The sequence below is a fragment of the Pseudovibrio ascidiaceicola genome (assembly GCF_900114245.1).
In the GTDB taxonomy this organism is placed as follows: domain Bacteria; phylum Pseudomonadota; class Alphaproteobacteria; order Rhizobiales; family Stappiaceae; genus Pseudovibrio; species Pseudovibrio ascidiaceicola.
This window is the reverse complement of record NZ_FOSK01000007.1, coordinates 122,546-145,739: the sequence shown is the minus strand read 5'-3', so window position 1 is coordinate 145,739 and position 23,194 is coordinate 122,546. Positions and strand designations below refer to the sequence as shown.

The window sequence follows — 23,194 nt, the reverse complement described above, 5'->3', positions numbered from 1 at the left end:
CTCAGCAAACCGGGTGAATTTAGCAAAGCCAGCTCCGTTTGTGCGGAGCTGGCTTTGTTTTTGCGCTATCTCTGGCTCAAAAGCACGAGGCCAGTCTCAGGAGTTACATCCACATTTGCGGGTGGTCCTGGCTCGACAGCTCAGGCGCCGCACCAGCTTTAACTTCTGCATACCATTCTGAGACCTGAAGGAAGACCGGGAAGACCTGCTTCAGATGCGTAACGTCGATATCGCTGTCTGGGATGCGGATTTCGCCATAGGCTGAGGAATGAGCAACCTCAAGGCCAAAGGTCAGATTATAACCAGCCACATCAAGCGTATTGCTGTTTTGCAGCAGCTCGGTGAGAACGCGGGTATCAGTCGGTAAGTCATTGAAGAGAATGCGGAGCACGCACGTTTCAGTAGTCTGATCAAAGCCGAATACCAGAGAAAAATTCTGATTAATTTCAAGCACGAGTTCGCCGTCAAGGTCATCCTCCAGCATCGGGCTTAAATCAATGCTTTCCAGAAATTCATTAGCGGCTGTTTGAAAGTTCGACACGGGTGCTCCTTTAAACGGGATGTTTGATTTGAACTCTGTCTAACAGAGACAATCAACCCACAGGCGTGCCAAAGGGCACATCACGCCTCTCAGCTTTCCATATGCTTTGTCTCAAGAACGCGCTCAAAGCGCCGCTAAAAGACAAAACTAAGGGAACTAGGCATGGGAATTCCGACGGTCGCGGCATCGACAACTGTCCAACCTATTGAAACTACATCTGTAAATCAGGCAAATACCAATGCTGCTGAAAACACAGCCGTAAAATCGACTGAAGTGCGGAGCCATGATGGCGGCCTGTATAAAATTGTTGCATATGTCAGAGAAAAACTCTCAGGCGCTCCCCACCACAGCTTGGCAGCACGTGTAAATACCCCGGCAGAGGGCAGAGAGACCCAGAGCGTCCTGACACGCATTAAGGCGTTTTTTACCGGCAGTTCACGTGCATCCCAAGCGGAAACCGCTCCGGCTGCAGCGGGTGCCACCAAGCAGTTGGTTAACACAAAAACAGCTCAGTTTACCGAAAACAACAAGAGCCTTGCGACATCCGTTGATAACATCAAGGAACGGGCCGAAACCCATGTAAGACCAGCTGCAAAGCACGCAGTTGAACAACTGCTGGGAGCCGAGGTACGTGGCGACAGGTTCGTCTTCGAGATCAAAGCAAACGGAGGCATCAACGAAGCGTTTGATCGGCTGCAAGCGAAAATTGATGAGAATCCGAGTGACATCAAGAGTGTTGCCAAGGCGTCCAAAGCGCTGAACAAAGACATCCAGAAGGAAGTCATCTCAGCTTACAAACTGGCAGCTTCTGCTGAGGGGACAACACTATCCAAGAGTGATATCAAAACGCTGAAGAAAGAGTTTCAGCAGCACTTGTCCGCACACATCACTCAGACTCTGAACACGACAAAGGCCAACTGGCAAACCACCACGGAGACCGTCAAACTGGATGCCGCAACTCAAAGAGAACTGGGCGCTTCTGGTGATGCCACACCGACGGAGCGCTCGTTCACAGCTACCACCACACCTGCCGCAAAACTGGGTGCGTTGGAGGTTGGTTATCAGACCAGTGAAAAGCACGGCATCAGCTCCACGGCAACATCAGAGACAGATCACGCTGTCAATCTCTGGGTCAGTGAGCTGAAAGGTGAATCTACATCCTATGCTGCAGTTCGCCACGGTGTGAACTACCCATTTGGCGTCAAACATGATGCTGAGCTGGCTAAAGAGGGCGCGGACACCCGAACTCAGGAAGTGGTAACAGCGGCGGCGTCTACAAAGGCCTCTGATATTGTCCAGTGGCGTACAAACCACCCGGGTGAACCATTTCCGCTGAAGATTGTTTCAACGTCATTACTGACTGCAGCGGCCAAAGCAAAAACCTACGAGACCGGCCAGCAAGAAGCGTGGGGCCGAGCCCAGGGGGAGCAAACCATTATGGTTGATCTGCCGGATGAGGGCATTACTGAAGTCAATGTAGATGTTGAAGTGCTGCCATTTAGCATGGGTGTCAATGGTTTCGCGAAACTGGGACTGTTCTCTGGGAGCATCGGCAAACATCTGGGGGATCGTCTCACCGGCTGGAAATGGGCTGACAACCACAACGAACCGCTCATTGGTAAACTGGACGAAATGGTGGAGCAGGCTAAAGCCGATGCAATAGGGGCCAACGATCCAGGTAAAGTTGCCCGTCTTGAGAGTTACAGCACCCAGCTGCATGAAGCGGTCAATGATGGCAAGCAGCGCCGTTCCGCAGGCAATGCATACGGTGTCGCTGTGCTGGTAAACCTGATTGCCAATGAAACCGGAGCTGTTCCAGCAATCAACTGCATGTCTGGTAAGGATCGCACAGGTTATCTGGATGCCGCCGTCAAAGCGCGTCTCATGGAAGTAGAGAGCCTGAATGCAGGGCGCGCAGAAAATGAGAAGTCTCTTGTACCTCAGATCTACGGCCAGCGGACTGAAGCACAAAACGCTCTGATGAGCCTGTCCTCTGAAGTGATGGGCGGTAAGACCGTACAAAAAGCCTGCACCGGCGTTGCTGGTTATAAGGTCGGTGAAGGTGGAATGTTTAAAGTTCAGGCCAACCTGGACAACGTGCTCGATTCCAAAAGCCTGCTGGGCCTCTCTGCGGCTGTTAAGGCGTAACCAACGCTACACCACAAAGCAAAAGCAACATCAAGAGCGGCCTCAGTGCCGCTCTTTTTTTGTGGGGCGAGGCAGGAGATTTCCTGATTTCATACGTGATGGTGGAAGCTGAACACTGGATCTCGTTATCTCTGTGGTGTTGGGGAACGCCTCTGCAGATCGCAAGGGGTTGCGACAATCTGTCATTATACCTTAGCCGGAGAGACAGGCGTGAAAACACCGCAAAATGAGCTACGGGCTTTTGCATAACAGTTTGATATGCATCAGTAATGTGTGGGTGAGGGCAGTGATATAATGCCGGAAACCCAAGGAATACCCTTGGTAAAACTATGATTGATTAAAATTTCAATCAATATATATATAGTGATCGCTATGGAAATGGAAAAAGCCCCCCGCGGTCGACCCCGTCGGTTGGATAAAGATAAAATACTGGAGATCGCAAGTATCCTGTTCTGGCAACAGGGCTATGAAGCGACTTCGATAAATGAGCTAGTCACGGCAATGGGTATTACACCACCAAGTCTGTATGCAGCGTATTCCTCCAAGGAGGAACTGTACCTTGCTTCTATCGACAGATATTCGGCAAGCTATGGCCGGCAAATGTTGTCTGGCCTTGCTTTGCATTCCTGTGTTTATGAGGCGATCCGGACCGTTCTTTACGAATGTGTGGAGGTTTTCGTCGGTGGAGACCATCCTTCTGGTTGTATGATCGCCACTGGATTGGTCGAAAGTTCTAATGCTCAAGGCGCATTGGCACGCAAATTGGCGGATCTGCGCCAGCAAACCATCAAGATCATCGCAGATAAGTTCAAAGCCTGTGAAACGCAGTTTGTTGAAGGAACTGACCTTCAGGCCCTTGCCAGCTTCTTTGGTGCCACAATTCAAGGCATGGCAGTTCAGGCAAGAGACGTTAACTGCCCGACAGAACTGCATAAAATCGCAGATCACAGTTTGAGTGTTTTGCAGGCCTGTCGCCGCTTTTAGGGGAAAATACGGATCTGAAGTGTGTTTTAGGGTGTGGTTTGCTAATAAAATTACGCAATCACACCTTTTTTATTTTGCAATATTACGCAAACTAAAGAATGTCATTTACATAATATATCAGAGCATCGCGAATGAAAATGTTAAGGGTGTTTCCCATGCACTCTTGAGTTTGTTGTTCCAAACCTCCCGTCACCTATGCTTTTCGTATGGATTGTCCAACGCCAAGGGAGGCCGATGATGGATATTGATACCATTAACTTCACCGAGACGTTCCCGCAGTCAATGCAGGAAGCACTCAAAGCATCCCTCAAAGTGTTCTGGCGCCTCGGTGTCCACCGCACGTCCATTGATGATGTGTGCCGCCAGTCCGGTGTTTCCTATCATTTCCTCAATGAGAACTTTGAGAGTAAAGAACACCTCTATCGCACAGCGGTGATGTGGTACCTGGATCAGTACGGACGGCAACTCCTGTCAGAGTTTGCGCTTCACTCCAATCCAACAGAAGCCATTCGCGGTGCGCTCTATGAATGTATCGGATTGTTCTGCAACAAGCAGTGTGAGCACGCCAAGCTGTTGTCTTACGCACTAGCCGCCGTCAACAACAGCGATCGTATCCTGATCTCTGAGCTGTTGTCTCTGCGCCGCAAGGTCTACGCTACCATCTTGATGAAGCTGAACAGCAACAAGACCCACTTGCAGGATAGAGCGGACATCCCCGTACTGGCGCGCTTCTACATCACAACGCTCAGAGGCCTTGCCAGCCAGGCCGCAGACGGTATCCCAAGTGATGAACTCTACCGCGTGGCAGATTTAAGCCTGGAGCTTCTGGAAGCCTACCGAAAATGAATAGGTCCAGCACACTCCCACCCAAGAGCCTGACAGAAATAAGCATCTGTCAGGCTCTTTTTTTTAGGTGAGGGTGCCTGTCAACTTTTGCTTCCCTTGAGTTGTATTTTTTCGCAAGGCTTTTTGAGCTGAGGGTTTGGGATAGGGAATAAAGGCCAGCCCAGGCACGCGGCTTTAATCTCGACACGCAATTGCCCTGATTACTTTTGTAACAGGCTTCTATTTTGCTGCGACAATCCATCGAAATCTCGCCACAATCGATGACAGCAGACGTTAGGTCATACACCTTTAGCAGAATGCAGAATCGATAAAATATATCGTAATAATATAACATGACAACATTTGATTACACCAATTTTCCCTAAATCTGAGAGGTCAGGCATCCCTTTGTTAAGGATGAGTTTCGTTCGCCTGAGGGTACGTTGTTGTATACGTAAAAGGGCCTAAGATTGAATACTCGTTCAATAAAGATACGGGAGATTTTCGATGCAAATCGAGACCGTTAAGACGAACCGACCGACCCCGATCAGTTTAACAAAGACCTTTGAAGCCTCTATCCACGAGTTCTCAAATTTCGGGGTGGAAGCCACGTCGCTTGCACAGATCAGCACAGCGACGGGCGTGCCAACAGAGCGTTTATCCAAAACCTTTCATGACACGGCCAATCTGTTCTCCAATGTGGTCAAATGGTACTTGACCAGATACGAGCATCAGATCCTTTCTGGCTTTGCCATGCATTCCAATCCTGTCGAAGCCATCCGCATTGCCCTTTACGAATGCATTGAACTGTTTTGCGAAGATGATTGCCCTCATGGCAGCTTGCTCTCTGTTGAGCTGATGGAAATCTCAGACACCGATGGCGTCATTGCCAAGGAGATGGCGCATCTGAAGCAGCAGGTGCACGGACGCATCTTCCAGAAGCTGGAGAACTGCAAACAGCGCTTCACCTCCGGCTTCAACCCAAATGAGCTCGCAGAGTTTTATACCGAAGTCATGGCCATTCTGATTAAGCAGGCATGTGATGGAGTGGACCGGACAGCTCTTTACAATCTCGCTGATGCCAGCCTTGAAAGACTGGAAAACCAGCCTGTCATACACTAGGGCGTGTGAGCAAAAAATTCAAAACAAGGCGGACTGACACCCCTCAATGTCAGCCCGCCTTTCTAGTCAAATCAACCCTGCGCAGACGATAAAAATGCTGGCTTCCCCATAGCAATTTTCTCAATTTGTTCTGATCTCATCCAGCTCGCCTTAAGCGTAATTTTCCTAGTGTTAATAATCGGTTGTTCTTTATCTGGGGCCGCGTAATATGTACTTATGCCTATAAAGGATGAAATGCACGTGGAAACAATATCTCCGGACATAGAGGCCATGTTGGAAGCCTCTGTCAAAATGTTTTGGAAGCGTGGCTACGAGTCCACTTCCCTAGATGATGTCGTAGATGCAATGGGAGTCCCTCAGGAGTTTGTAGAAGGGGCGTTTTCCAATAAAGAAGAACTCTATGCAGCTGCCACAAGATGGTACCTGCAAAATTATGGCCGCAGGTTGCTTTCTGGCTTTGCCATGCATTCCAACTGCTGCGATGCCATTCGCGTGGCTCTTTACGAATGCGTTGATGTACTCTGCGATAAAACGGAGTCAGATGGGTGCTTGCTGTCCTCAGGCTTGCTGGAAATCTCCACCCAGGACAGCATACTGACCAGAGAGATCACCGATCTGCGCAACACCATGGTCGCCGCAATTACGCGCAAACTCACCGATTGCAAGGAAAGCCTCAAAGCTGGCACTGATATCGAAACGCTCGCCCGCTTTTATGCCGCAACCCTGCAGGGGCTTGCCAGTCAATGTAAGGACGGCGCCAAGAAAGAGCAGCTCTATCGCGTGGTTGATATGAGTATGAAGGTCTTGGATTCCTACCGCATCAATTAACAGAAATACAAAACGCATCCGTAATGCATATCGGTGAGAACATAATAAGAACATTTGGCATTTTGAAACATTTGCCAAGCCCTCAAAAGTGAGCAAACCGCTCAGTTTGACAATTCCTTTACAGAACATGAAAACTATAGGCGCAGTAAGCCCTATGTCTTTGCACTGTTGTTTTCCATGTGCCCAAAACAGCGTTGAGGAGACGCACTGACATCATATACTCGCGGTCATGAAACCGTGCGATAAGATAGAAGCCGGAAACGTATCTCCAGAAGCAGAAAGACTCTTCGACCAATGCGTCAAAGTCTTCCTCCTCAAAGGCTACGAAGCCTGCACTCTGGACGATATCGGTAAAGCCGCCGGATGCTCGGGTGACTGCGTGAAGGAACACTTCTCCTCCAAGCAGGAACTCGCCGCTGCAGCCATGCGCTGGTACTACATCAAGTACAGCCGCCACATGCGCACAGAAATGGCCATGCACCAGGACATTTACTCGGCCATGGAAGCGGTGCTGTTTGCCTTCATCGAAATCAGTTGCGATCAGGTCCACGCCAACAAGGGACTGTTTGTCCGCACGTTCATTGACATCTCCAACGTGGATGACTTCGTCAAAGAATCCTTCAAGGAACTGCAAGATGATTGGGAACATCAGGTTCTCGACAAGTTCAAACAGTGCCAGCTGGAGCTGAAGGATGATGCGGATATAGAGGTATTGGCGCACTATTTCCTGACAGTGATTGAAGGCCTTTACGAAATGATCAAATACGGAACCCCGTGTGACCTGATGTACAAGGTTGCCATAGAGAGTCTCGGTGTTCTGGAGTTGCATATGAAGAACGGACAGCCCAAGAAAAAGAAGGGCTCCAAAAAGAAATCAAAGTGAATTCCGCTGCCTTCCCTCCGTTCACTGCCTTAGCTCTTTACAGAAGATGAAAGAAATCCACCAAGACGGGAGAAGCCTCTTTTGTACTCGTTTCCCATAGCGGGAGAACGAGATTGCTGCCCCCCACTCAAAACGTATAGTGGCACCATGTCCTCATTAGATCCCATACGCGATGGTGAGTTATCACCTGAACTCGAAACCGCCTTAGATTCCTGCGTAAAGGTTTTTATGTTGCAAGGGTTTCAGCATTCCACACTGGAAGACCTCGCTGTCGCAAGCGGAACATCAAGAGACTTTATCGAGAAGCATTTTGCCACCAAGGAGCAGTTCTGCGCTGCTGCAATGCGTTGGTACTTCTCCAAGTTCTATCGCCAGCTCAGGTCCGTTCTCGCACTTCACTCAGAGCTGTATCCGGCAGTTGAGGCTGTGCTTTACGAGTTTATTGAACTCTCCCGAGAGCAATATGATGCCGGAACCGCCATGCGCTTCCACACCCTCATGGATATCGTCGAGCTTGACCCGGACTTGTCGGAGGAGCTGCGGAAGATGAAGCTCGAAGGCATGGAGCACTTCATCTTCAAGTTCACTCAGTGCAAAGGCGAGCTTAACACTGATGATGAGGCCACAGCACTGGCCAAGTTTTACGCAACGGTCTTTGAAGGCCTGTCCATTATGGTACAGCATGGCATGTCCCACGAAGACCTTTACAGCATGGCAAACCTGAGCCTGGAAGTGCTCGCCAATCACCTGAAAAAAGGCATCAACTTCTAAAACGCCTCAAAGCAATCATAGTTGCGCTGGCGGTGTATCAAACCACCCTTAAAGTCCATGCACACAACACTATGAGAGCGCATGATATCGCCAGGTGATAGCTTTCCGATTGCAATCGCAAGCTCACCCTCCCAGATGAACTCAAGCATGACCCGGTCATCTGAAGCCAGTTCGTTGGTGATCTGATACCTTTGTTTCCTGAGAATGTGCCGGGAGCGCTCGAAGTCAGCGGCCAGTTGATCAATCTTTCGATGATCACCCTGTGCTTTGAGCTGGTTCGGCAGTTCACTCTGTTCTGCATCCTCGGTAAAGAGGCTTTTCAGCGCTTCAATATCAAATTCTTCCAGTGTCTTTAAAAATCTCTTTGCACTGGCGAGGTTCTCGTTTGCAGACATAGCGGCCTCCCTATATATTAGAACAACGTTCTAGCATCTATAAGAACGTTGTTCTAGTCGGAATTGGAATGGTGTTCTAGTGGCCAATGAAAACAACAGATATCAATCCATACTGGATGCGGCGCTGGAGCTGTTCTTAGCACAAGGCTACACAAGCACCTCAATTGCGCAGATCCGCAATAAAAGCGGAGCGACCACTGGCAGCATCTATCACTTCTTCAAGGGAAAACCGGATATAGCCGTCGCACTGTGGGATCAGGCTGTCGCTGGGTGGACCAGAGAAACACGCAACACACCTCAAACCGCAAGCGCTGAAGATACCATTAAGGCCTCCGTCAATGGCTTGTTACGCTGGGGCAGTGCCAATCCTGACCTGTTTCGCCTCTTCGAAGAACTGAAGGTCAAAGCCCAGACGGAAGAAGAGTTCGGAACGATCAAACAACAGATGGAGAACGTTCATTTGCAGGGGGAGGCACTCTACGCCACGTGGCAAGTGCTGGGAGCTGTCAAACCCATACCGTGGTCAGTGGCCTCTGCGCTTATCGTGGGGCCGGCCTACACGCTTTTGAGCACAGAGCGGGTTGTCTCAGATAAAGACAGAGCCTTTCTGGTGAAAATGGCATGGGAAGCGGTTAAGAAGTAAGAGGCCTGCCAGCAAGCCTTAAAATGATCCCAGTACCTTGATGATCTGCTCGCGGGTGTTGGGAGTAAAATGCAGCGCCCGCCACCCCATGTCCAACGCGGACATGATGTTGTCTTCCCGGTCATCAATCAAAAGCATCCTGTTGGCGGGAACCTTAAGGGCATTGGTGACATGCAGGAAAAACTCAGCGCTGGGCTTGGCCACGCCCATACGCCCGGAGGCAAACACCGTCTCCACGCGGTCCTTGTAACCCATCTGTTCTTCAATATAGCGTGTCCGCCGTGCCCCGTTGTTGGTCGCAATCACTTGCCGCACATGGGTGTTGGAAAGCCTTCGCATTAAAGCCAGTAGATCAAAGTCCGGGTGGGCGTCCTTTTCAAACCAGTACAGCAGGAAATGATCAAGATCGCCGGTATAGTCTGTCTTATCTGCCCAACGGGAGAGGAGGTCTCTTAAGTCTACGTGCCCAACCAGAACCTCTTTAAAGTCATCCGTAAACATCTCCTGAGCAAAGGTGTGCCATGAGATGCCGAGATCTTCTTCAAACTGCTGCACCCAGATGAAACGGTCATTGACAATGTTACGATTGAGAACCCCGTCAAAATCCCATGCAATAACGTCGATATCCTGCAACATGGACTGCCTCAAACTTCAAACCATACCCCATGAAAGACCAGAAACAGCACCTCTTGCAAGCATTAGGAAACAGAGGGGCGCGGCAAAGAGCATGCGGAGCCTCACGAAATCGTCAATTCAAGAATTTTTTGCCCGCGCTTTCTTGACAATTTGAGCGTTACCCGCGATCTGTCTGTGCAACGAGAACAAGTCTAGAACACCAGTTTTATTGAGTACGCCACGCATGTCTAAGCCCGAAAAACCACAAAGGTTTGCCTCCGCATGTCCTCACGATTGCCCATCCACCTGTGCAATCGAGGTCGAAGTACATGCAGATGGGCGTGTAGGCCGTATTCATGGTACGCGTGACAACGATTACACCGCTGGCGTCATCTGCGCCAAAGTCGCCCGCTATTCCGAGCGCCTCCATCACCCGGACCGCCTGACCAAGCCTCTGCGCCGCACAGGCCCCAAAGGCTCCGGTCAGTTCGAAGAGATCAGCTGGGAAGAGGCACTACAGGAAGTCTCTGAGAAATTCTTGGAGGCTGAAAAGAAGCACGGCCCGCAAACCGTGTGGCCATATTTCTTCGCGGGCACCATGGGCCTTGTTCAGCGTGACAGCATCAACCGCCTGCGCAACGCCAAAAGCTACTCCGGCATGTACCAGACCTTCTGCACCAACATGGCCTGGACGGGCTATATCGCAGGCACCGGCAAGCTCGCTGGGCCGGACCCGCGCGAAATGGCTCTTGCCGACGCTGTGGTGATCTGGGGAACAAACCCGGTGGCGACACAGGTCAACGTCATGACCCACGCCATTAAAGCTCGCAAGACCCGTAAAGCCAAGATCGTTGTCATCGACGTCTATAAGACCGAGACCATGAAACAGGCAGACATCGGTCTTGTCCTGAAACCGGGCTCCGATGCCGCGCTTGCCTGTGCTGTCATGCACGTCCTGTTCCGCGATGGCTATGCTGACCGCGCCTACATGGAAAAATACGCCGACGCACCTGCCGAGTTGGAAGAGCACCTGAAGACCCGCAGCCCACAATGGGCCAGTGAGATCACAGGTCTTTCCGTAGAGCAAATCGAAGAACTCGCAAAGCTGATTGGCGAAACCAAGAAAACTTATTTCCGTCTTGGTTACGGCTTTACCCGCCAGCGCAACGGCGTGGTCTCCATGCACGCTGCCAGCTGCATTGCGGTTGTCGGTGGTCACTACCAATACGAGGGCGGCGGCGCGTTCCACAACAACGGCGCCATCTACGGTCTCAACATGGCTATGGTCGAAGCCCACTCGCTCCACGACAGCTCCATCCGCAAACTCGACATGTCTCAAGTAGGCCGCGTGCTCACCGGCGACAGCGCAGCGCTCATGGATGGCCCTCCAGTCACCGCCATGCTGATTCAGAACACCAATCCGGTATCAGTGGCTCCTGAGCAGACCTTCGTGAAAGAAGGCTTTGCCCGCGAAGACCTGTTCACCGTGGTCCACGAGCAGTTCATGACTGAAACCGCGCTCATGGCCGATATCGTCCTGCCAGCAACTCAGTTTCTGGAACATGACGACATCTACAAAGGCGGCGGACACCAGAACCTGCTGTTCGGTCCGAAACTTGTTGATGCCCCAGGCGAAGCCAAACCAAACCTTTATGTGCTGAACGAACTCATTGAGCGCCTTGGCGGCGAAGATCATGAAGCTCACAAGATGACCTCCCGCGAGCACATCGACTGGATGCTCAAAAACTCCAAATATCCGGGTGGCTTGAGCGAGCTGGAAGAAAAGCGCTGGCTTGATTGCCAGCCAGACTTTGAGGAAGCTCACTACATCAATGGTTTCGGCTACGAAGACGGCAAGTTCCGCTTTAAACCGGATTGGGCAAAAGTGCCCGCACCAAACAACGGCCCAATGGGCCCATGGCAACAAATGCCAGCCCTGCCGGATCACTGGGACATCAATGAGCTGCCGACCAGGGACTATCCGTTCCGTCTTGCCACATCACCGTCTCGCTCGTTCCTGAACTCCACGTTCAACGAGACACCAAGCTCCGTGAAGAAGGAAGGCCGTCCAACAGCCATACTGCACGCTGACGACGCTGCTGCGCTGGGCGTGGAGGAGGGCGACAAGATCATCCTCTCCAATCACCGCGGAGAAGTCATCCTGCACGCCTCCGTGGGGGATCGTCCTCAAAAGGGCACACTCATCGCAGAAGGCATCTGGCCCAATGCAGCACACGAAGGTGGCAACGGCATCAACACCCTCACCAGCGCCGACCAAACCGCCCCCTTCGGCGGCGCCGCCTTCCACGACATCCACATCGCGGTACGCAAAGCATAAAGCAGGCATCATTGACATATTGGGAGCGGTGATCCCGCTCTTTCAATATGCGAGAGTGATGTTTTCCTCAGTTCACAAAAATTGAACGCATATGTGAACGAAAAAGGGCCCTCATAGTATTAAGCGACACTCCGAACTTCATCAGGTGACCTAAGGTATTTTTACTTAAAGGGTTCTGATTGAGTTTTATGACTCAGCGTTAGTCTGACGTAGTGAAGGGTGTTATGATGAGTGGATTAAGTATTAGTGGTTCAAGTAACTTTCACGGTGCTGTCGAAAGTCTTGTAAATCGCGCCCGTGTTGAGCATGCGACCCAGCTAAATGTAGATACGGATGATCTGATCGTTTCTTTTGGCCGTCGGGAAGGGGATCCAAAGACTGGGGAGCGGATCTATTCTGTCCAGGTTGATCTGCCACAGCACAGACGTGGGCTTGGAGATAATCTCAAATCTGCTGCAAGCGCTCTGTCACACGGTCAATTTGCCAACGTTAAGCAGTCTCTATCAGAAGCGTCGAGAAGTATCGGTCATTTCTTAGGACGAACCCAAAGCTCTCCGGAACAGGCGAAAGACAACTGGGTGCCTTTCATGGAGCTGGCAGAGCAGACGATCGCTCAGACAATAAAGCAGGCGTCCACCAAGGCTGAACCTGTCGTTGACCTTCAAGCAATGATGGGCGGTATTAAGGCCAGCGTGTTTGAAGGGATCGAGTATAATGAGCATGATGGATCTCATCGCAAACTCGCAGATGTAGCCAAGGTTGATATCCGCAGCCTGAAAGCTTTGGATGCTGCTGTCTCCAGCGCTCAGGGGCGCATTTTGGGCTACGCAAGCAGCACCCGAACCGCTGAGGTCTCAGGCTCTGGCGTACAGCAAACGCCGCCTTACGACAGTCCACGTGTGCCGGCGCAACCTCTATACGATACCCCGCGTATACCGGCGCAGCCTTTGTATGATACCCCGCGCCCGCAACCGCATCACTACGATACTCCGCGGGTCTACGATCATCTGGAGCCAAAGGCGACTGCGGCCCCAACATATGATGAAGTGCACACCGGCACCGTCTTACAGAACGTGGAAGCGAAAAGCTTGGGTGAGAACACGGAAAGCTACTCCGCACGGCGTACTCTGGAAATCACGAACCGCAACTTCGGAACTAACTTCCAAAGCCTGGATGAGCTAAATAAATTCATGGAAGGGAAGGACATCTACATCGACGGCTACATGGCTCAGTTGCAGACGACAGGAGAGTTCAAAACCTTCGAATCATATTTCGCTCAGTTCAACAGGCCAGCACCTCAGACATCTCAGCAGGTAACGCCGCCAGCAGAGTCCAATGTCAACTATGCTGATCTGGAAACAGCACCTGACGAAGATGCTATCGAGCAGCCAGACGTTCAGACTGAGCGCAGCGTAAAGGACCAGTCCAAGATGGTGAAACTCGAAGATTTGGTTCTGCAGGAAGGTGAAGTTCTGATCTGACGTTTTTGACTGCGGTAGCTTGGTACCAACTCCGCTTTGAACGCAGAAAAAACGCAAATCGCGCAAACGAACGCACATAGCAACGCAAACGAAAAAAAGGCCGGAGACAGATGCGTCTGCGGCCTTTTGTGTGTCTCTTTAAAAAGATCCTTATCTCATTAACAAATAAGGCTTTTATTATCCTGCTTAGTGCCTTCAATCTTCACGCGAAAGCCATCAATAACAGCTTTGCCACTGGCCACCGCTTCCAGCGCCTTCGGATAGATCTCATGCTCAACCGCCAGCACACGCGCAGCAAGGCCATCCGGGTTATCCCCGTCCAGAACAGGGACAGCACCTTGCGCAATGATCGGACCCACATCCATTTCCGCCGTAACAAAGTGCACGGTCGCACCATGAATGCGAACGCCTTCCTTCAACGCCCGCTCATGAGTATGCAGTCCAGGGAAGCTCGGCAGCAGAGCAGGGTGGATGTTGATCATCCGGCCTTGCCACTGGCTCACAAACCACGGTGTTAGCAAGCGTAAAAAGCCAGCTAAAACAAGCAGTTCAACATTGTTCTCTAACAGCTTGGCATGCAGGTCACGCTCAAAAGCTTCACGGTCCTTGCCATAAAGCTTGTGGTCCAGCGCAAAGGTCGCAAAGCCTTCATCAGTGGCACGTTCCAACCCTTTTGCGTCTGGCCGATTAGATCCAACCACAACGATTTCCGCTGGATAATCAGGGGCTTTTGCTGCCTCAATAAGAGACAGCATGTTGGAGCCCCGCCCTGAAATCAAAACACCAACGCGTTTTTTAGGCTGCGTGCTCATTTGGCAAAACCTAGCGAGCCATCAAACACAACCTGCTCGCCGCCATCCTGAGCAGCTTCCAATTTGCCAAGCGTCACAACAGTTTCGCCTTCACGCTCAAGCACTTCGCGAACAGCATCCGCTTTGTCAGCAGCAACTGCTACCACCATGCCAACACCACAGTTAAAGGTGCGCAGCATCTCAAACTGCTCAATGCCGCCCGTTTCAGCCAACCAGCCAAAAACAGCAGGAGAGGAGATTGTAGAAAGATCAATCCGCGCAGCAAGCCCATCTGGAAGAACGCGTGGCAGGTTCTCAGGAAGACCACCACCAGTGATGTGTGCCAAGGCCTTGATGCCATTGGTTTCTTTAATCGCGGCCAGCAGTGGCTTTACATAAATGCGAGTCGGCTCCATCAGCGCTTCGCCAAGCGTCTTGTCAGCATCAAACGGCGCTTTGTCAGCCCATGTCAGCCCGGAGACTTCAACGATCTTGCGAACCAGAGAAAAGCCGTTGGAGTGAACACCGGAAGAAGCCAGTCCAAGCAGGACATCACCTTCGCCAATATCCTTGGACGGCAGCAGCGTTCCGCGCTCAGCCGCGCCAACAGAAAAACCAGCCAGATCATAATCGCCAGCCGCATACATGCCCGGCATTTCCGCCGTTTCACCACCGATCAGCGCTGCACCGGAGATCTTGCAGCCCTCTGCAATCCCCGCAACAACGTCGGTCGCCATGTCCACATCCAGCGCGCCAGTGGCAAAATAATCAAGGAAGAACAGCGGCTCAGCACCTTGCACAACAAGGTCGTTCACACACATGGCCACCAGATCTATCCCCACACCGCTATGCACGTTGGTGTCGATTGCAATCTTCAGCTTGGTGCCCACGCCATCATTGGCCGCCACAAGAACTGGGTCTTTAAACCCGGCGCCTTTTAGATCGAAAAGACCGCCGAAACCGCCAATGTCACTGTCAGCACCCGGGCGACGCGTTGCTTTAACCAATGGGCTGATCCGCTTGACCAGTGCGTTCCCGGCGTCGATATCGACCCCCGCTTGTGAGTAGGTAAGGCCGTTTTTACCGTTCTGGTCCTGGCTCATAGATACTGCTCCGCATCGTCAAGAGTGTAGCGGCATGACCGCCTATGTAATTTGGCGGCATAAAAACAAAACTGCAGGGAATTGCAAGGCCGAAAGGGGAAGGAAACCACGCTGGTATCTCAGAAAAACGCAGATCTGTGCAGAACCAGCTAAGCTTTTGCAAATTAATGCGGCTTTGAAAAACTCTTCATTTGAGGGAAAGTTTTTCACTTCTCTCAAAGCTTCTCCGAAATTAAGCGGGCGAAAAGGTGGAGTAGCTACTCTGGCAAACCTGATGCTGCGACTTGACGTAATCAACCTATGGAAACTACAACCAACTTAAATTTCAAAGATGCCTCTGCGAGCGACCGCGCTACCGGATAACCGGCAAGTTGATGGGCTCCATGCCTCCATCTGGAGATAGTTTATGAGTACAAACAAACGGTTATTCTTCTGGTTGCTGGCTTTTACGGCCTTCATCTTGTTCTTGTCGGTGTTTCAAAGCATCCTTCTGCCGTTTGTCGCAGGCATGGCCTTGGCCTACCTTCTCGATCCAATCGCGGATTATTTAGAAAATCATGGGTTTGGTCGTATCTGGGCAACTGTCACGATCCTGCTGATATTCCTGATTGTGTTTACCGCAGCGCTGCTGATCCTCCTGCCAATTCTTGGCAAACAGCTGATCGCATTCCTGGAGTATCTGCCAGAACTGGCCGGAAATCTGGAAGCTCTACTGCGGGAAAGCCTTGGGCCGCAAATGGACAGACTTGCCAATCTGTCAGGGCAAACCAATAAAATCGACTGGGGCGCCTTCGTCGGCCAGGCTGCAAACTTCGTTGGCGGACTGCTGTCGTCCATCTGGAGCGGCGGGCAAGCGCTCATTTCCATCATCGGTCTTGCTGTTGTCACACCGGTTGTCGCGTTCTATCTCCTGCTCGACTGGGACAATATGATTGAACGCATCGACAGCTGGCTACCAAGAGACTACCAGCAAACCATCCGCACACTTGCAAGTGACATGGATTCAGTGGTGGCCGGATTTGTCCGCGGTCAGGTGATGATGTGCCTGATACTGGGCACGTTCTACGCTGTCGCACTGTTACTTGTTGGTCTCAAATTTGGTCTCCTGATCGGTCTCACAGCTGGTCTGATCAGCTTCATTCCTTATGTCGGTGCAATTGTCGGTTTTGGTCTGTCAATTGGTGTTGCTTTGGTCCAGTTCTGGCCTGATTATTTTATGATCGGAGCAGTGCTGGGCGTATTTGTTGTGGGTCAGTTTCTGGAAGGAAATGTCCTTCAGCCCAAACTTTTAGGTGGAAGTGTCGGTCTTCACCCTGTCTGGCTCATGTTTGCACTGTTCGCTTTTGGTTCTTTAATGGGATTTGTGGGGATGTTGATAGCAATTCCAGCTGCAGCAGTGGTTGGGGTACTAGCAAGATTTGCTCTCAGGCAATATCTTGCAAGTTCGCTATATGCAGGTCACTACAAAAATACCAATAAGACGGAAGGACTGGAATGACAGGATCGACAGGGCCACAACAATTGCCTTTGGTCTTGCCCCATGAGGAGGCTTTGGGGGTTGATGATTATCTGGTTTCAACGTCAAATCAGGCTGCATTCAATCTAATCACCAACTGGCCGGAATGGCCATCTCCGATCGTGACCCTTCAAGGGCCGATTGGTTCGGGTAAAACGCATCTGGTCAACGCGTGGCAAGAGCTCAGCGGTGCACAGATCGTGGGCGGAGATGAACTGGAATATCTCGACCTGACAGCGTTGGCGGAAGCCGGCCCAGTCGCGGTTGAAGATCTGCATGCAGGTTTTGATGAGGCATCTTTGTTCCATCTGTTCAACGCAGTGCGTCTGACGGGCGGCAACATGTTGATGACTACCCGCGAGTGGCCAAGCACATTTGACCTGAAAACCAAAGATCTGGCGTCCCGTTTTCGGGCAGCGACCCCGGTGCAGGTGGATGAACCCGATGACATGTTGCTCGCAATGGTCATGACCAAACATTTTTCAGATCGTCAGGTAACTGTTGACTCCAGTGTGATAGATTACCTCGTGATAAGAATTGAACGGTCACTGGATGCAGCGCGCAACGTTGTAGACATGCTGGACAGACACGCATTGGCGAAGGGGCGTAAGATTTCTCGTGTCATGGCCTCCAAAATTCTGGAGAGCATGGGCGAGTAGGTACCAGGCGTATCTCCGAAAAGTGGTTGCCGGTTTTCGACTCAAGATACGCCACTAGAAAAAGCGTATCTGCGGAAAGTGGTTATCTGCTTTTGGGTGTAGATACGCCTGTTAATAACGCTGAGAGCTTGCTGCAGGAACGCAACATGCTCTAAGCTTTATTATCCCGTCAAAAATGTGTGGTCTAAATGACCAGAATCATACAACGGTTAGCGCAATCGCCAGATAATCTGAGGGCGAGGTGCGCCCATACAGGTGACCCGGTCCACGGGCTGCGGAGGTACATGGAATGAATGAGTTTACGGAAATGAACGCTTTGGAAGATGAGACCACTGACACCGCAGATTTCGAGGTGAGTGCAGGGCTGGCTCTGATGCAAAAACCGGAGCGCTTTGTAAACCGTGAACTCTCGTGGTTGCAGTTCAACCGCCGCGTTCTGGAAGAATCCATGAACCCGAGCCATCCGCTTTTGGAGCGTCTCCGGTTCCTGTCCATCTCTGCTAACAACCTTGATGAGTTCTTCATGGTGCGTGTTGCCGGCCTGCGCGGTCAGCAGCGGGCGGATGTGACAACCATTTCCGATGATGGATTGACCTCGACGGAACAGTTGGAGCAAATCTCTGTTGAGGTAAGCAAGCTTCAAAGTGAGCAGCAAGCTCGCTTCCGCCAACTGCGCTCTGAGCTGGCAGATGAAGGCATCTTCATCGTTGAAGCACAGAACATGAGCCAGGCTGAAACGGATTGGCTGGAAGACTATTTCCTTCAGCATATTTTCCCGGTTCTGACACCTCTGGCCATTGATCCGGCTCATCCTTTCCCGTTTATCCCGAATTTGGGCTTTTCGCTGATCCTGGACCTGCGCCCGGTGGATGGAGGCGCTGGCATGACTGCGCTGCTGCGCATGCCAAGCCAGATTGGTCGTTTTGTTGTTCTGCCAACACCGCGTGATGCCGGGCCAAAAGCAACACGTTTCATTCCGATTGAAACCATCATCTCGTTGTTCATCGGCAACCTCTTCCCGGGTTATGAAGTCTGCGGCAAAGGCGCGTTCCGCGTACTGCGCGACTCCGATCTGGAAATCGAGGAAGAAGCGGAAGATCTGGTGCGGGTTTTTGAAACCGCCCTGAAACGCCGCCGCCGCGGATCTGTGATCCGCATGGAAATCGAGGAAAGCACACCTCAGAGCCTGAGAGCCTTCGTTGCAAATGAGCTTGAAGTCACCGAAGAGGAAACCTTCCTTGCTAACGGCCTTTTGGCGCTGAATGACCTGTCTCAGGCTGTGAACGTCAAACGCGACGACCTCAAGTTCCCGCCATACACCCCGCGTTACCCGGAACGCATCCGCGAACACGGCGGGGATTGTTTTGCGGCTATCCAACAAAAAGACATCCTGATTCACCATCCCTACGAGAGCTTCGATGTCGTCGTCCAATTCCTCCGCCAAGCCGCTCAGGACCCGGATGTCGTCGCAATCAAGCAAACGCTGTACCGCACATCCAACAATTCGCCGATCGTCAAAGCCCTTGCAGAAGCTGCCGAAGCTGGCAAATCTGTCACCGCGCTCGTTGAGCTCAAAGCCCGCTTTGACGAAGAAGCCAACATCCGTTGGGCCCGAGATCTGGAACGCGCTGGCGTTCAGGTGGTCTTCGGCTTCCTGGAGCTGAAAACCCACGCAAAAGTCTCCATGGTCGTGCGCCGCGAGCAGGGCGGTTTGAAAACCTACTGCCACTTCGGCACAGGCAACTACCATCCAATCACCGCGCGCATTTACACCGACCTATCTTACTTCACGGCTGAGCCAGCCATGGCCCGCGATGCAGCCAAGGTGTTCAATTACATAACTGGTTATGCTGAGCCAGGTGAACTGGAGCGTCTCGCCGTCTCTCCAATGAGCCTGCGTGCCCGCATTATTCAGCACACCGAAGAAGAAATCGCTCATACCAAAGCGGGCCGTCCGGGTCAGATTTGGATGAAGATGAACTCCCTTGTCGATCCAGGTGTCATTGATGCGTTGTACCGCGCCAGTCAGGCAGGGGTACAAATTGATCTGGTCGTGCGTGGTATCTGCTGCTTGCGTGCAGGCGTTCCGGGGCTCTCTGACAACATCCGTGCTAAATCAATTGTGGGAAGATTTCTTGAGCACAGCCGTATCTTCTGCTTTGGCAATGGTCACGGGTTGCCCTCCGATGAAGCCCATGTCTATATCTCATCTGCGGATATGATGCCGCGCAATCTGGATCGTCGGGTCGAGACCCTTGTTCCTGTTAAGACGCCAACAGTACACAAGCAGATTCTTGATCAGATCATGGTTGCAAATCTAGAAGATAATCAACAAAGCTGGCGTCTGCTTCCAGACGGTAGTCATGAACGTATTGTTGCTGAACCAGATGAAGATCCGTTCAACGCACACAAATTCTTTATGACGAACCCATCTCTGTCTGGTCGTGGTAGCTCGCTACAGGGTGATAGCCCGAAACTTTTTGTAGAACGGCCAAATAGTGACAGATATCTCGACGAGTGATGAGCCTCGAGGACGATTTACAGACCCGGGACCAATAGCAATCATTGATATTGGTTCCAACTCTGTCCGTCTTGTAATTTATGAAAGACTGGCGCGTAACCCGACAGCGTTGTTCAATGAAAAGATCCTGGCAGGACTAGGGCGCGGCGTAGGCGCAACTGGTCGTCTGGGCGAAGAAAATGTTGCCACCGCACTGCGTGCCTTGGTGCGGTTTCGCCGTGTATGCGATCATGTCGGTGTCATCAAACTGCACATTCTGGCAACAGCAGCAGCTCGTGAAGCTGAAAACGGCGCTGAGTTCATTGCCAAAGTAGAGAATATTTGCCGTGCCAACGTTCAGATCCTGTCTGGCCGTGATGAGGCATTTTATTCAGCAATGGGCGTTTTCTCTGGTTTCTGGCGGGCAGATGGCCTTGTCGGGGATTTGGGCGGCGGATCATTGGAATTGGTCGACATAAGTGCGCACGGCATCGGTGACGGACGCACATTCCCGCTTGGCGGAATTCGCTTGCAGGAATCCTCAGAAAAAGATCTGGCACTGGCCAATGAGATAGCGCGTGCAGAGCTGGAAAAAGCAGACTGGCTTGGCAAGGCTAAAGACCGCAATTTCTATGCGATCGGCGGAACATGGCGCTCACTGGGGCGCTTGCATCTGTATCAACAAGGCTACCCGCTGCACGTGATGCATGATTATACCGTGCCTGCTGAAGTCATGATTGATTTTTGCGAGCAGCTCATGCGGGATGACCTGAGCAACGAGCCAAGCATTCAGGTGATCTCAAAAGCGCGACGTAGTTTGCTGCCATACGGTGCAACGGTGATGCGGCAGACCTTGTTGCATTGTCAGGCAGATCAAGTCGTCTTTTCTGCGCTCGGCGTGCGGGAAGGGTACTTGTATGACCAGCTTGATGAAGATGGCAAAAAGCAAGATCCATTAATCACTGCAGCCCATGAATTGGGCGTACTGCGCGCTCGCGATCCATCTTACTCCGCTGAAGTGGTTGAGTGGAGCGAGCAGGCTATGCGAGTTGCTGGTGTGGATGAGAGCGAAGGCGAACGCCGCTTGCGCATAGCAGCTTGTCAGCTAACGGATATTGGCTGGCGTGCTCACCCGGACTATCGTGGTCAGCAATCGCTGAATATTATTTCTAACGGCGGTTTTGTGGGCATTGATCACGCCGGCAGGGCCTATCTGGCACTGACTGTATTCTATCGTTACGAAGGCCTGATGGATGATGCGCTGTCGCCTGCCATTCGCAGCCTGAGCAATCCGCGACTTATGAAACTAGCGCGTATGCTTGGTGCGACGCTACGTGTTGCAGCGTTGATCAGCGCTTCCATGAATGGCGTATTGCTCAAGAGCAAGTTGTCGCTCGTGAATGATAAACTTGTGCTGGCTCTTCCAGCCGAACTTGCAGATATGCAAGGGGATCGTTTAACCAAACGTCTGAACCAGCTTGGGCGTGTCATGGATCTGGAAGCTGAAGTCAGAGTGCTCTAGACAAACTCGAGATAGATGCAAGAAAGCCCCGACAAATCTTGCCGGGGCTTTTCTTATTTATCAGTGAGTTACAATAACTAGCGGATTCAAAATCTTAATCAGATTTTGGCTTGTTGTTCTTGTTGCCGCCACGACGGCGAGAGCTATTTTCAACACGCTCAATCGGTTCACCTTGCTCGCAAATGACGACCTGACGGCCATTAAAAGCAAGCCCAATTTCACCTTTTTTCAAGCGCAGCGCATCCTCACCAAAAAGCTCTCGGCGCCAGCCAGAAAGGGCTTGAACCTGCACATCTCCACCTGATGCAATCTTGTCCAAATCATCGACTGTCGCGATAACTTTCGGTGCTACACCAAAGCTCTCGCTCTTCATCTTCAAAAGCACCTTCAGCAAATCAACAGCTGCAGACGCTCCGTCTGGAGAAGGACGTCCTTTTGGAACTTCCGGCAGATCGTCCTCGGAGATCTCCATGGCGCGTTTAACTGCGTTGAGAATGTCCTCAGCATGTCTGGAGCGCTCAAAACCACGTGGGATTGTGCGCAAGTGCCCCAAAGCTTCAGATGTCTGTGGCTTCTGCGTTGCAACCTCAAAAATTGCATCATCTTTGATAACGCGGTTACGAGGAATGTCACGCTTTTGCGCTTCCTGCTCACGCCAGAAAGCCAGTTCTTTCAAGACTGCCAGATCGCGTGGCTTCCGCACGCGCAGTTTCATGCGCTGCCACGCTTTCGCAGGATCACTGCGATAGGTATCGATGGAAGACAGCGTTGCCATCTCATCTTCGACCCAGTGGTTGCGACCCTTCTGTTCCAGCTGCTTTTTCAGGAACTGGTAGACGTCGCGCAAGTGCGTTACATCAGCCAACGCATAAGCAAGCTGTTTGTTCGTCAAAGGACGCCGGGACCAATCTGTAAATCGGGATGATTTGTCGATCCGCTCACCTGTCACTTTCGAAACCAGTTGGTCGTAGGAAACTGAATCCCCAAAGCCACACACCATGGCTGCGACCTGACTGTCGAATAGAGGTGAGGGCACAAAGCCACCCAGATGGTAGATTATTTCAATATCTTGCCGTGCTGCATGGAACACCTTCACGATGTCCGTATTGCGCATCAATGCAAAAAAAGGTTCAAGATCCAGACCTTCAGCCAGAGCATCAACCAACACAGCATTATCTGGATTGGCAATTTGAATGACGCAGAGTTTTGGCCAGAAGGTCGTTTCCCGCAAAAACTCGGTATCAACTGTTACGAAATCTGAATTAGCAAGCTTGGCACACGCTTGCGCAAGCTCTTCTGTAGTTGTGATCATCTTCATGGTGTCAAAGTCTATAGCGTAAGCGAACGGGCTTGTCCCTATCTAAGTTTCTCGTTTTCTCATCAAGTGGTTGTAAATGTCGATTTTTGCTCTCTCCGAACCAAAGGGTCGCAGCCAGAGCCTCGCGAAAACCACGTAGGTAGAGGAAACTCGGGAAATGTCCGCAAGAAACGGCGCCAAAGTTACAGACTTACTTGACTTTAGGATGCTG

The 23,194-nt window shown here is 51.5% G+C and carries 22 protein-coding genes; 15 read left to right on the top strand and 7 right to left on the bottom strand.

What is annotated here, in order from left to right; translation table 11 throughout:
* Positions 1-103: 103 nt before the first annotated feature.
* Complete coding sequence (locus BM231_RS14475) at positions 104-541, bottom strand: hypothetical protein (RefSeq protein WP_093520455.1); 438 nt, start codon at positions 539-541, stop codon at positions 104-106.
* Between the two features lie 162 nt (positions 542-703).
* Between BM231_RS14475 and BM231_RS14470 the strand changes: the two genes are divergently transcribed.
* From BM231_RS14470 to BM231_RS14450, 5 genes are all read left to right on the top strand, one after another.
* Entirely contained in the window at positions 704-2,689 is a 1,986-nt protein-coding gene (locus BM231_RS14470) for an inositol phosphate phosphatase SopB (RefSeq protein ID WP_093520453.1), read from the top strand.
* A 378-nt stretch (positions 2,690-3,067) separates the two neighbouring features.
* On the top strand, positions 3,068-3,673 hold the full coding sequence (locus BM231_RS14465) for a TetR/AcrR family transcriptional regulator (protein WP_208860376.1): 606 nt from the start codon (positions 3,068-3,070) through the stop codon (positions 3,671-3,673).
* 237 nt (positions 3,674-3,910) lie between these two features.
* On the top strand, positions 3,911-4,519 hold the full coding sequence (locus tag BM231_RS14460; RefSeq protein WP_093520449.1) for a TetR/AcrR family transcriptional regulator: 609 nt from the start codon (positions 3,911-3,913) through the stop codon (positions 4,517-4,519).
* A gap of 486 nt (positions 4,520-5,005) precedes the next feature.
* Positions 5,006-5,620 carry a TetR/AcrR family transcriptional regulator gene (locus BM231_RS14455; protein ID WP_093520447.1) on the top strand — a complete coding sequence of 205 codons (615 nt, stop codon included), beginning with the start codon at positions 5,006-5,008 and terminating at the stop codon, positions 5,618-5,620.
* 234 nt (positions 5,621-5,854) lie between these two features.
* Positions 5,855-6,448: a TetR/AcrR family transcriptional regulator gene (locus BM231_RS14450; protein WP_244527175.1), complete on the top strand. Its 594-nt coding sequence runs from the start codon at positions 5,855-5,857 to the stop codon at positions 6,446-6,448.
* 118 nt (positions 6,449-6,566) lie between these two features.
* On the opposite strand, the gene BM231_RS27355 is transcribed toward BM231_RS14450, so the two are convergent.
* Positions 6,567-6,839, bottom strand: a complete 273-nt coding sequence (locus tag BM231_RS27355; RefSeq protein WP_244527181.1) for a hypothetical protein — start codon at positions 6,837-6,839, stop codon at positions 6,567-6,569.
* Here BM231_RS27355 and BM231_RS14445 point away from each other — a divergent pair.
* Positions 6,786-7,331, top strand: a complete 546-nt coding sequence (locus BM231_RS14445) for a TetR/AcrR family transcriptional regulator (RefSeq protein ID WP_244527179.1) — start codon at positions 6,786-6,788, stop codon at positions 7,329-7,331. The two genes, BM231_RS27355 and BM231_RS14445, sit on opposite strands and share 54 nt — an antisense overlap.
* Before the next feature lie 228 nt (positions 7,332-7,559).
* The gene (locus BM231_RS14440; RefSeq protein ID WP_208860375.1) at positions 7,560-8,102 is read left to right on the top strand and encodes a TetR/AcrR family transcriptional regulator; all 543 of its coding nucleotides are present in this window, start codon (positions 7,560-7,562) and stop codon (positions 8,100-8,102) included.
* Here BM231_RS14440 and BM231_RS14435 read toward each other — a convergent pair.
* Positions 8,099-8,497, bottom strand: a complete 399-nt coding sequence (locus tag BM231_RS14435; protein ID WP_093520441.1) for a nuclear transport factor 2 family protein — start codon at positions 8,495-8,497, stop codon at positions 8,099-8,101. The genes BM231_RS14440 and BM231_RS14435 overlap by 4 nt on opposite strands.
* Positions 8,498-8,576: 79 nt before the next feature.
* Between BM231_RS14435 and BM231_RS14430 the strand changes: the two genes are divergently transcribed.
* Positions 8,577-9,140: a TetR/AcrR family transcriptional regulator gene (locus BM231_RS14430; RefSeq protein ID WP_093520439.1), complete on the top strand. Its 564-nt coding sequence runs from the start codon at positions 8,577-8,579 to the stop codon at positions 9,138-9,140.
* An 18-nt stretch (positions 9,141-9,158) separates the two neighbouring features.
* On the opposite strand, the gene BM231_RS14425 is transcribed toward BM231_RS14430, so the two are convergent.
* Positions 9,159-9,776 (bottom strand): HAD family hydrolase, encoded by a 618-nt coding sequence (locus tag BM231_RS14425; RefSeq protein WP_093520438.1) that lies wholly within the window; start codon positions 9,774-9,776, stop codon positions 9,159-9,161.
* Between the two features lie 223 nt (positions 9,777-9,999).
* Here BM231_RS14425 and BM231_RS14420 point away from each other — a divergent pair, with 223 nt between their 5' ends.
* Entirely contained in the window at positions 10,000-12,093 is a 2,094-nt protein-coding gene (locus tag BM231_RS14420) for a molybdopterin-containing oxidoreductase family protein (protein WP_093520436.1), read from the top strand.
* 227 nt (positions 12,094-12,320) lie between these two features.
* Positions 12,321-13,574 (top strand): hypothetical protein, encoded by a 1,254-nt coding sequence (locus BM231_RS14415; RefSeq protein ID WP_093520729.1) that lies wholly within the window; start codon positions 12,321-12,323, stop codon positions 13,572-13,574.
* 158 nt (positions 13,575-13,732) lie between these two features.
* On the opposite strand, the gene purN is transcribed toward BM231_RS14415, so the two are convergent.
* Together purN and purM are read right to left on the bottom strand one after the other, a co-directional pair.
* Entirely contained in the window at positions 13,733-14,386 is a 654-nt protein-coding gene (gene purN, locus BM231_RS14410; protein ID WP_093520434.1) for a phosphoribosylglycinamide formyltransferase, read from the bottom strand.
* Complete coding sequence (gene purM / locus BM231_RS14405) at positions 14,383-15,468, bottom strand: phosphoribosylformylglycinamidine cyclo-ligase (protein WP_093520432.1); 1,086 nt, start codon at positions 15,466-15,468, stop codon at positions 14,383-14,385. Before purM ends, purN begins: the two co-directional genes overlap by 4 nt.
* A 34-nt stretch (positions 15,469-15,502) precedes the next feature.
* Here purM and BM231_RS14400 point away from each other — a divergent pair, with 34 nt between their 5' ends.
* From BM231_RS14400 to BM231_RS14380, 5 genes are all read left to right on the top strand, one after another.
* Positions 15,503-15,790: a hypothetical protein gene (locus BM231_RS14400; protein ID WP_093520430.1), complete on the top strand. Its 288-nt coding sequence runs from the start codon at positions 15,503-15,505 to the stop codon at positions 15,788-15,790.
* Between the two features lie 84 nt (positions 15,791-15,874).
* Entirely contained in the window at positions 15,875-16,966 is a 1,092-nt protein-coding gene (locus tag BM231_RS14395; protein WP_063310880.1) for an AI-2E family transporter, read from the top strand.
* Positions 16,963-17,643, top strand: a complete 681-nt coding sequence (locus BM231_RS14390) for a P-loop NTPase family protein (protein WP_063310881.1) — start codon at positions 16,963-16,965, stop codon at positions 17,641-17,643. Before BM231_RS14395 ends, BM231_RS14390 begins: the two co-directional genes overlap by 4 nt.
* Before the next feature lie 307 nt (positions 17,644-17,950).
* Positions 17,951-20,164, top strand: a complete 2,214-nt coding sequence (locus tag BM231_RS14385; RefSeq protein ID WP_208860407.1) for an RNA degradosome polyphosphate kinase — start codon at positions 17,951-17,953, stop codon at positions 20,162-20,164.
* Positions 20,142-21,665, top strand: a complete 1,524-nt coding sequence (locus BM231_RS14380; RefSeq protein ID WP_093520426.1) for a Ppx/GppA phosphatase family protein — start codon at positions 20,142-20,144, stop codon at positions 21,663-21,665. The genes BM231_RS14385 and BM231_RS14380 overlap by 23 nt, the downstream gene beginning before the upstream one ends.
* A gap of 94 nt (positions 21,666-21,759) precedes the next feature.
* Here the strand turns inward: BM231_RS14380 and rnd are convergent, their stop codons facing one another.
* Positions 21,760-22,983, bottom strand: coding sequence for a ribonuclease D (rnd, locus tag BM231_RS14375; protein ID WP_093520424.1), 1,224 nt, complete (start codon positions 22,981-22,983; stop codon positions 21,760-21,762).
* Positions 22,984-23,194 lie beyond the last annotated feature (211 nt).